Genomic DNA, 8,611 nt, shown 5'->3' with positions numbered 1-8,611 from the left:
GGCCTTGAAAGGGTCTCAAACACCCTCACAAACATCAAACAGCCTAGTCAGTGCGTTTTATGGGTGCTAAAAAATCTTTAAAAAACTTCCAAAAACCTCAAAAATCTGCGAATTCCCCTCTCGGGAGCCCCAAAACAGGGTCGAACGGTGCCTAAAGCCCTCGCCAACAAAGACAAACCAAGAAAACCCAGAGCCAGAGGGCAGCAGAACGATACAAGAAGAGCCCCTCCTGACGGAGGGGCTCTGTGTGTATAGGGAATGTATATAGGGACCAGAAAAGGAGGGGCACTCCCCCACCGAACATTCAGTAATGAATACTTCAGTAGAGAAGAACCCCTCCCCATCTATATGTATCGAGAAGACTAAATCAGCTCTGTATTAGATCAGCTCTACAGCGCCCTGGTTCTTCTTGCCACGGCGAACCATCGCAAAACGACCGTGTAGCAAATCATCCTTAGAAATAGCTGCGTCCTCGCCCTGAACCTTCACGCCGTTCACCGAAGCGCCGCCCTCCTTCAGAATGCGACGAGCCTCAGAGTTAGACTTCGCAAAACCCAGCTCAGTCAGAACAGAAATCATGTCCAGGCGGTCCTCGGACAGCTTAGCCGAAGGAAGCTCAGCAACCACAGACTCCAAGGTAGCCTCATCCAGAGCAGCGAAATCGCCCTTACCAAACAAAGCCTCCGAAGCAGCCACAGCCTGATCAGTAGCCTCAGTACCGTGAACCAGCGAAGTCACCAGGTACGCCAGAGTCTTCTGAGCCTCACGCTTAAACGGCTCCTTCTCAACCTTCTCCGCAAACTCAGCAATCTCAGCACGAGTCAAGAAAGTGAACACCTTCAGGCGATCCAGCACATCCGCATCCGCAGTGTTCAGCCAGAACTGGTAGAAAGCGTACGGCGAGCACATCTGCGGGTTCAGCCAAATAGCGTTACCCTCGCTCTTACCAAACTTAGTGCCATCAGAGTTAGTAATCAGCGGAGTACCAATAGCGTGAACGCTCTTACCCTCCACCTTACGAATCAGCTCGGTACCGCTGGTCAGGTTACCCCACTGATCAGAACCACCGGTCTGCAGAGTACAACCAAAACGACGGTTCAGCTCCAGGAAGTCCAGGCCCTGCAGAATCTGGTACGAGAACTCGGTGTACGAAATGCCCTCATCAGAGTTCAGGCGCTTCGCAACAATCTCCTTCTTCACCATGGTGCCCACGCGGAAATGCTTACCAACATCGCGCAGCAGCTGCAGAGCAGACATCTGACCGCTCCAGTCCAAGTTATTCACCATGCGGGCAGCGTTCTCACCCTCGAAAGAGAGGAAACGCTCAATCTGAGCACGCAGAGACTTAACCCACTCAGCAACAACCTCAGGAGAGTTCAGCACACGCTCAGAAGTCTGACGCGGATCACCAATCAAACCGGTGAAACCACCCACCAGACCCAGCGGCTTGTGACCAGCCAGCTGCAGACGACGCATCACCAGCAGCTGCACCAGGTGACCCAGGTGCAAAGAAGCCGCAGTCGGATCATAACCCGTATAGAAAGTCAGGCTCTCCTCGCTCAGCGCCTTCTCCAGAGCAGCCTCATCAGTGCTCACGTGCACCAGGCCGCGCCACTTCAGCTCCTGCCAAATATTCTCGAAGGTATCGTCATTATGCTGCGCGTTGAGGATCTCGGCAGACATGCTTCTCCCATTCACAAGGTAACAACGCCCGAAGGCGCTCGAACAAAATATGTAACAAGCCTAGCACCGCACCAGCCCAAACGCTCAGAAAAACCCAAGCGAGCGCCCAAACCGGTGCGGCACCGGCTCAAAGAAATAACAAGAAAGGTACTACAGAGCTACAGACCCGCGGGCATCCGCGAACCCACCATGTGCAGGCGCTGAGTCGGACGAGTCATCGACACGTACAAGTCACCCACAGCACCATCAGCATCATCGATCAGCTGCTGCGGCTCAACAATCACCACAACATCAAACTCAAGGCCCTTCGCCTCCCACGGAGTCAGAACCAGCACCTGATTCTCCAACGCAGTCTGCGCGGTACCCGTACGATCAGCATGAGCACGAGCCACGGCCTGAGCCGTCTGAACATACAGGCTCGGCGGGCACACCACACCAATCAGAGCGCCGCCCGAATGAGCGACTTCCTCGCTGACCACGGACACGGTCTGCTCCACAACAGACTCGGCGGCAACCTCATGAACCAGCGGAGGCCACTGGCCCTCACGCACCGCACGAGGTGCAGACACCTCATAACCAGCAGCCTGAGCAACCGATACCGCTGCCTCAGCAATCTGAGCCGGAGTACGGTAATTAATCGTCAGCTCCTCCAGAGTGAAACGCTCACCCACAAACGGCTCCAACGCCTGCGACCACGACGAAGCAGCCGCAGCAGAAGAGGCCTGTGCAATATCGCCCACAATCGTAAACGACTTCATCGGGCAACGACGCATCAGCAAACGCCACTGCATGGGCGAGAGCTCCTGGGCCTCATCCACCACAATATGGCCATACGCCCACGTACGATCAGCAGACGCCGCAGCCGCAGCAGTCATACGCTCGCCACGAACCTCATTCATCATCGCAATCTGCTCAGGAGTAATCACGCCATCAGCGCCAATATCCTCCAGCGACTGGTGAACATTCTCCAAAGCCTTCGCCGCATTCTCAAGGTTCGCACGATGCTCCGCCGCAGCACGAGCCGCAGTAGCCGCACCGGTCACCTTCGAAAAATCACCCAAAAGCTCAGCAGCCTCATCCAGCAGAGGAACATCAGCCTCCGTGAAGGGGGCATCCGCCGGGCGAGCCAGCAGCTCACGCTCAGCCTTCGACAACTCACGAGTCGCAGACTCCAGATAGTGCGGCTTCGAAAACAGCGAGCGCAACAGAGTCTCCGGCGACAGCGGCATCCACGCCAGGTTCAAGGCACGGCGCACATCCATCGAAGCACGCACATCATCCTGCAGATACGGACGCTCCACCACACGACCCGCCGCACGGTTCAGCTGATCATCCAGCTTCGCGGTCAGCTCCTTCAACAGAATCTTCACGAACGTCTCACGAGCCTCATTATGCGGCTTGCCCGTCGAACGAGCACGAGAACGAGCCGAACGAACCATCTCCGGAGTCAGCTCAACATCAGTACCCTCAACATTCAGACGCTGAACCTGAGCCGGCACCTTCTGACGATCCGCCACCGCACGTTTAATAACCTTCACCATGCGCAAATCGCCCTTCAACGCGGCAACCGCGCGGTCCTTCTCAGGCACAGCACGCAGACCCGGGTACAGGGTCGCCAACGAAGCCATCACCACGCCGGTCTCACCCAGCGACGGAAGCACACGCTCGATGTACCACATGAACGAATTCGACGGACCAACCACCAGCACGCCAGCCTTCGACAGGCGCTCACGGTTCGTGTACAGCAGGTACGCCGCACGATGCAGCGCCACAGCAGTCTTACCGGTACCGGGACCACCCTGCACAACACGCACGCCCGGTAGCTCCGAGCGGATAATCGCATCCTGCTCAGCCTGAATCGTCGCCACAATATCACCCATGCGGCCGGTACGCTTCTTATTCAACGCCGCCAACAGAGCACCCTCACCGTGGAGAGTGTTCTCATCCTGCAGCATCTCCGAATCGAAGACCTCATCCTCAATATTTACGACAGTGCGGCCCTCAAGCATCAGGTGACGGCGGCGGCGCACACCCATCGAGTGGAAAGCAGTCGCCTGATAGAACGTACCCGCCTCCGGGGCACGCCAGTCCATCAGCAGACGCTGCTGATTGCTATCCGTAATACCAATACGACCGATATAACGCACCGCATCAGCGCCCTCACGGTCCATATCCAAACGACCAAACGTCAGACGAGAATCCACAGCATTCAGCTGCGCCAAACGATCCTCATAGTGAGTAGCAAAAGAGTCACGCTCCGAACGGTTCTGATGACCGCCCACCGCCTGATTCTTACGCACAGCAGCCAGCTTCTCAGCCGTCTCATCACGGAGCTCATCCAGGCGAGCATACACGCGAGCAACATACTCACGCTCCGCAGCCATCTGCTCAGCAAACAGCTTCTCAGCCGCCGAAGAATCAGCAGACTGCTGGGGTAAAGATTCAGATGACACGTAAGCTCCTTAAACCTATGGTGTCTCAAAGACAGGGTGCGACAGACACCCAAAAATACGGGTCACTATTTTACAGGACAGGCTCAGAAGGGCAGAAATATTACCCCCGTAGAAAACCCGCACCGGCCCATACAGAAAAGTGCCCCACCGGCTCAACCGGCGGGGCACCCCTCATCAATATCGGCTACACACCCAAACGGCGGTACACCTCAAACTCTATAAAACTACTTCGACGGCAGCGGGTACTCAGACACCAAGCTCAGCGTCTCAAGATGGTAACCGTCCAGCGCCTCACGACCGCCCAGACCCTCCAGCTCCAGAAGAGCGCCAACACCGGCAACCTTCAGGTTCGCGCGCTCCACCAGCTTCGCGGCGGCCACCAGGGTACCGCCAGTCGCCAGCAGATCATCCAGCAGAAGAACACGAGTGCCCGGCGCGAAATCATTACAGTGAATCTCAATCGCCGCGCTACCGTACTCCAGCGCATACTCCTCACGGTACGTCTCACGCGGAAGCTTACCCGCCTTACGAACCGTCATAATGCCGGTGCCGGTAGCGTACGCGAGCGCAGAAGCCAGCAAGAAACCGCGAGCCTCAACACCAGCCACCACATCAAACTGCCCCTCAAAACGAGTAGCCAGCTCATCAATGCACGCCTTGAACACCTCAGCATTAGCGAAGAGAGTGGTCACATCGTAAAAGAGGATACCCTCATGCGGGTAATTCGGAATCGTAGCGCAAGCAGCCGGAATCAACTGCTCAATAGGGGTTCGCGAAGCCTCAGAAGCGGGAACGCTCATGCTCTCTCTTTCGTGAAGGGGATAGTCCCGAAAAAACACCCGGGAACAATAACGCGGTAGAAGCCGCCTACAAAATTCTACCCCCTTCACCCGCGGTTGTCCTCAGATGAGCGACAAGAACCGCCTGCCGGAATTAGCCCCGCTGAATCACAACCCGCAAGTCACGCTTAAGAATCTTGCCGGTCGGGCCCAGCGGCATGCTCTCCACCATCACATAGCGGCGAGGATACTTATACGCCGCCAAACGAGTACGCGCCAACGCATTCAACTCCGCCTGCAGCACACCCTCATCAGCACCCGGACGCGGCATCACCACGGCGACAACCTCCTCACCCACACGCTCATCCGGCACGCCCAACACAGCTACCGACTGCACCTGCTCATGGGTATAGAGAACATCCTCAATCTCACGCGGATACACCGAATAGCCGTTACGCAGAACCATGTCCTTAATACGGTCCACAATAAAAATATTGCCCTGCTCATCAACACGAGCAACGTCGCCGGTCGCAAACCACTCGCCGTCAAAAACCTCAGCAGTAGCCGCAGGATTATTCCAGTAGCCAGCCATCACATTCTCGCCGCGCACCCACAGCTGACCGCTCACACCCGGCGCACACTCGGAACCCTGCGGACAACGGACCTGCACCTGCACGCCCGGCAGCACACGACCCACCGAACCGAGCACCATACCAAACTCCGCCTGATTAAACGAAACCACCGGCGAAGTCTCACTCAAACCGTAGCCCTCATACACCGGGCACTCAATCAGCGTTTTCAACGCAGAATGCACCGGCGCAGGCAGCGGCGAACCACCCGAAATACCGAAACGGATACGACCACGCAGCGAGCGCGCACGCTCAGGCTCAGCCTCCAGCGCCGCCGCCAACGACACATACATGCTCGGGACCGCAGCCAACACCGACACTCCGGCACGCTCCATCAGATTCAGCGCGCCATCAGGGGTAAAACGCGGCAGCAAAGCCACCGTAGCCGACGCCGCAAACGCCGCGTTCATCGACACCGTCTGACCGAACGCGTGGAACAGCGGAAGACCACCAAAAATAACGTCCTCAGCGGTGAAACCAAAAACGCTCACGCAGCTACGAGCATTCGAGAGGATATTTGTGTGAGTCAGCGTCGCGCCCTTAGGTTTGCCCGTCGTACCCGAAGTGTAGAGAATAATCGCCGGATCACTCGCCGCCACCGGGACAGGCTCTAGAACAGCAGCTGACAGCGCACTATCGGCAGGTGCATCAAAAGGAGCCACCGGTGAACCCTCTCCCCCGGTGAAAATCTCGCAACGAACCGAACCGTTCTTCACCGGCACCGTCGAGAGTGCCTCCGACGCCAGACGAGTACCCGCAAAAGCAAAAAGCACCTTCGCCCCGCTATCGCGCAGATGATACTCCAGCTCAGCGCCCGACAACAGCGGATTCAACGGAACACAAATCGCACCCGCAGCCACAATGCCGTAATACAACGCCGGCATCAACGCCACATTCGGCATAGACAACGCCACTCGGTCACCACGCTCAACACCGAGCGCCGCCACATGACGCTGGACCTGCGCAGCAGCAGAAGCCAACTGCGCGTAGCTCACCACCTGCATATCAGCAGAGTCAGAAGCCGGAATCGTCAAAGCCGCCTTAGCCCCAGAACCGGAAGCAGCCTCCGCCAAAAGGTAGGCAATATTGTTCGCTGAATCGTGCATTTCAGACATGATAGAAAACTCTCACCACAGAAAAATCGGTATATCTAGAAAAAGAGAAGCCGAGCTAGAAGCCCGCAAAAAGAGCCCGAAGACAGCAGAAGGGCGTACCTTCAACCGTTCCCCCGAAACATCAGAAGAACAGCGCAAGATACGCCCCAACTACTACTGAGCAGCAGACCAATCCAAGAAGCTCTCGGCAAGCGCAGCCCCACCATTGGGGTCACGAGTAATCACTATTACCGTATCGTCACCGGCAATAGTGCCCATAATCGCTTCAAGACCGCCCTGATCAATAGACGAAGCCAAGAACTGCGCAGCACCCGGAGGAGTACGCAGAACCGTAATATTCGCCGAACCCTCAGCGGTAATCAGCAGCTCCTTAAACAGGGAAATCATACGGGCATCAGGTGCAGTGCCGCCGCCACGACGAGCAGGGTAATTCGGCACAGCATAAATCAAGCCGGCGCCTTCATCACGGATGCGCTCAGCGCCAATTTCAACAAGATCACGGGAAAGGGTCGCCTGAGTAACCTTCATACCATCATCGGTCAGGTACTGCGCCAGTTCAGCCTGGGAGCGGACACGTCGGGTCTGCAGCAATTCAACGATGCGTGCCTGACGCGCGATCTTGGTCGAGGGGAAAGGCATAATATCTCTTCTTCCTACGGTGCCAATCACGAATTCAGAACGGAGCTGCCCAACGGTGGCGCAGCGCAACATTCTTTACTACCCAAGATAATACATATGCACATAAATATGCGCACCAAATATGGATTATTCCAAGATATGGGGGAAATTTCAGGGTTTATCTCACCAGCTGTCACACTAAACGCCGCGAATGTAGCGTGTATCTACACATTCGGGCGCATAACCTCGCAATGAATGCATAGCGTGCAAGAACATTGTGGGCTGGCGCGTTGCGCCGGTCAAGAGACCTCCGGTAGGCGAGCGCGAAAAAGGAGCCCGCCTCCAGCAACACCACGTGCGCCAGAAACAGGCTCCCTCAACAAAACGTCAACCGGCCAATCCTCAAGATTCAGAACGCCTAGCGCTCGTCCTCCACCAGACCGTCCAGGTCCTCATACTCGACATCGCGCGAACGGCGGTTCAGCCACACAGCAAAACCCATACCCAGCAGAAGCACCAGCACCGCACCAACAATACTTGCGATACCGGTAAAACGCTCAGCATTCACGCTGTCCTCAGTCACAGGCTTCAACGTGCCCTTCTCAGCGGTGTAGACGACCTCAAGGTTGCCGTCCTTTTCCACCAACAGGCCATCCACCTCACGCGGGAACTCCGAGGGAACATCACCAGTCTGCGAACCTCGGAACTCAATCGGAGCGCCCGAAGTCACCTGATACTTATCCTTCAGGTTCGACACATACGTCTTACCATTCAGCGCGTCATCAGCAGGCAGGTTGCCCTTATAACGAGCCACATTACCCTTCGTAATCAGGTCAGGAGTCAAATCCTGGTAGGTACCCTGAATGACCCAGCTCTTACCGGCATACTCGGCGTTATTATTCACCGACGCAAACGCGCGGACACCCGCAATAGCCAAAACAATGGAAAGAATAACCGCAACGACAGCAGAAAGAACCGACAGCCAGTTCACACCCGGACGGTCATCCAGCTCTTCCTCACTCATCGCGAAAAGAGAGGAGTTCTCTTCCTCATCATCGTAATCCTCGTACTCCTCATACTCAGAATCTTCATACTCAGAGTCATCGTATTGAGAATCCTCAAAGTAGGTTTCTTCGACCTCAGACTGCGACAGCTCATCCTGTTCGCGCGAGTTCTCTCGATTAGCCATTACTCTCTCCCTCACTTCATCTATCTTCTAGGGTACCCATAACCACATGAGTTCACCACTGAAAGCGCTTATCAACGCTTCATAAACCAGCCCAACAGGTAAACCCACCACGCAACGCCAAAAGCTACGGGGTGGGAGCCAACAA

6 protein-coding genes are annotated in these 8,611 nt (G+C 56.0%); all 6 read right to left on the bottom strand.

The window, feature by feature from the left end:
* Nucleotides 1-378: 378 nt before the first annotated feature.
* On the bottom strand, nt 379-1,683 hold the full coding sequence (gene tyrS / locus HMPREF2842_RS07715) for a tyrosine--tRNA ligase (protein WP_005507861.1): 1,305 nt from the start codon (nt 1,681-1,683) through the stop codon (nt 379-381).
* A 158-nt stretch (nt 1,684-1,841) separates the two neighbouring features.
* A complete protein-coding gene (locus tag HMPREF2842_RS07710) occupies nt 1,842-4,136 on the bottom strand; it encodes a HelD family protein (protein WP_070643945.1) in 2,295 nt (764 codons plus the stop codon).
* Nucleotides 4,137-4,360: 224 nt separating this feature from the next.
* Nucleotides 4,361-4,936: an adenine phosphoribosyltransferase gene (locus HMPREF2842_RS07705; RefSeq protein WP_070643942.1), complete on the bottom strand. Its 576-nt coding sequence runs from the start codon at nt 4,934-4,936 to the stop codon at nt 4,361-4,363.
* Nucleotides 4,937-5,069: 133 nt separating this feature from the next.
* A complete protein-coding gene (locus HMPREF2842_RS07700) occupies nt 5,070-6,659 on the bottom strand; it encodes an AMP-binding protein (RefSeq protein WP_070643937.1) in 1,590 nt (529 codons plus the stop codon).
* Between the two features lie 153 nt (nt 6,660-6,812).
* The gene (locus tag HMPREF2842_RS07695) at nt 6,813-7,298 is read right to left on the bottom strand and encodes an arginine repressor (protein ID WP_005507137.1); all 486 of its coding nucleotides are present in this window, start codon (nt 7,296-7,298) and stop codon (nt 6,813-6,815) included.
* A gap of 397 nt (nt 7,299-7,695) precedes the next feature.
* Nucleotides 7,696-8,466 carry a hypothetical protein gene (locus HMPREF2842_RS07690; protein ID WP_070643934.1) on the bottom strand — a complete coding sequence of 257 codons (771 nt, stop codon included), beginning with the start codon at nt 8,464-8,466 and terminating at the stop codon, nt 7,696-7,698.
* Nucleotides 8,467-8,611: the final 145 nt, after the last annotated feature.

Source organism: Rothia sp. HMSC069C10, from assembly GCF_001812205.1.
Classification (GTDB): domain Bacteria; phylum Actinomycetota; class Actinomycetes; order Actinomycetales; family Micrococcaceae; genus Rothia; species Rothia mucilaginosa.
Note: the sequence above shows the minus strand (reverse complement) of the source record. Positions and strands in the feature narration are given on the sequence as shown.

Excerpts from the sequence above, each read along its gene's own strand:
- HMPREF2842_RS07700 (WP_070643937.1), bottom strand. The coding sequence starts at position 6,659 with ATGTCTGAAATGCACGATTCAGCGAACAATATTGCCTACCTTTTGGCG.
- HMPREF2842_RS07690 (WP_070643934.1), bottom strand. The coding sequence starts at position 8,466 with ATGGCTAATCGAGAGAACTCGCGCGAACAGGATGAGCTGTCGCAGTCT.
- tyrS (WP_005507861.1), bottom strand. The coding sequence starts at position 1,683 with ATGTCTGCCGAGATCCTCAACGCGCAGCATAATGACGATACCTTCGAG.
- HMPREF2842_RS07705 (WP_070643942.1), bottom strand. The coding sequence starts at position 4,936 with ATGAGCGTTCCCGCTTCTGAGGCTTCGCGAACCCCTATTGAGCAGTTG.
- HMPREF2842_RS07695 (WP_005507137.1), bottom strand. The coding sequence starts at position 7,298 with ATGCCTTTCCCCTCGACCAAGATCGCGCGTCAGGCACGCATCGTTGAA.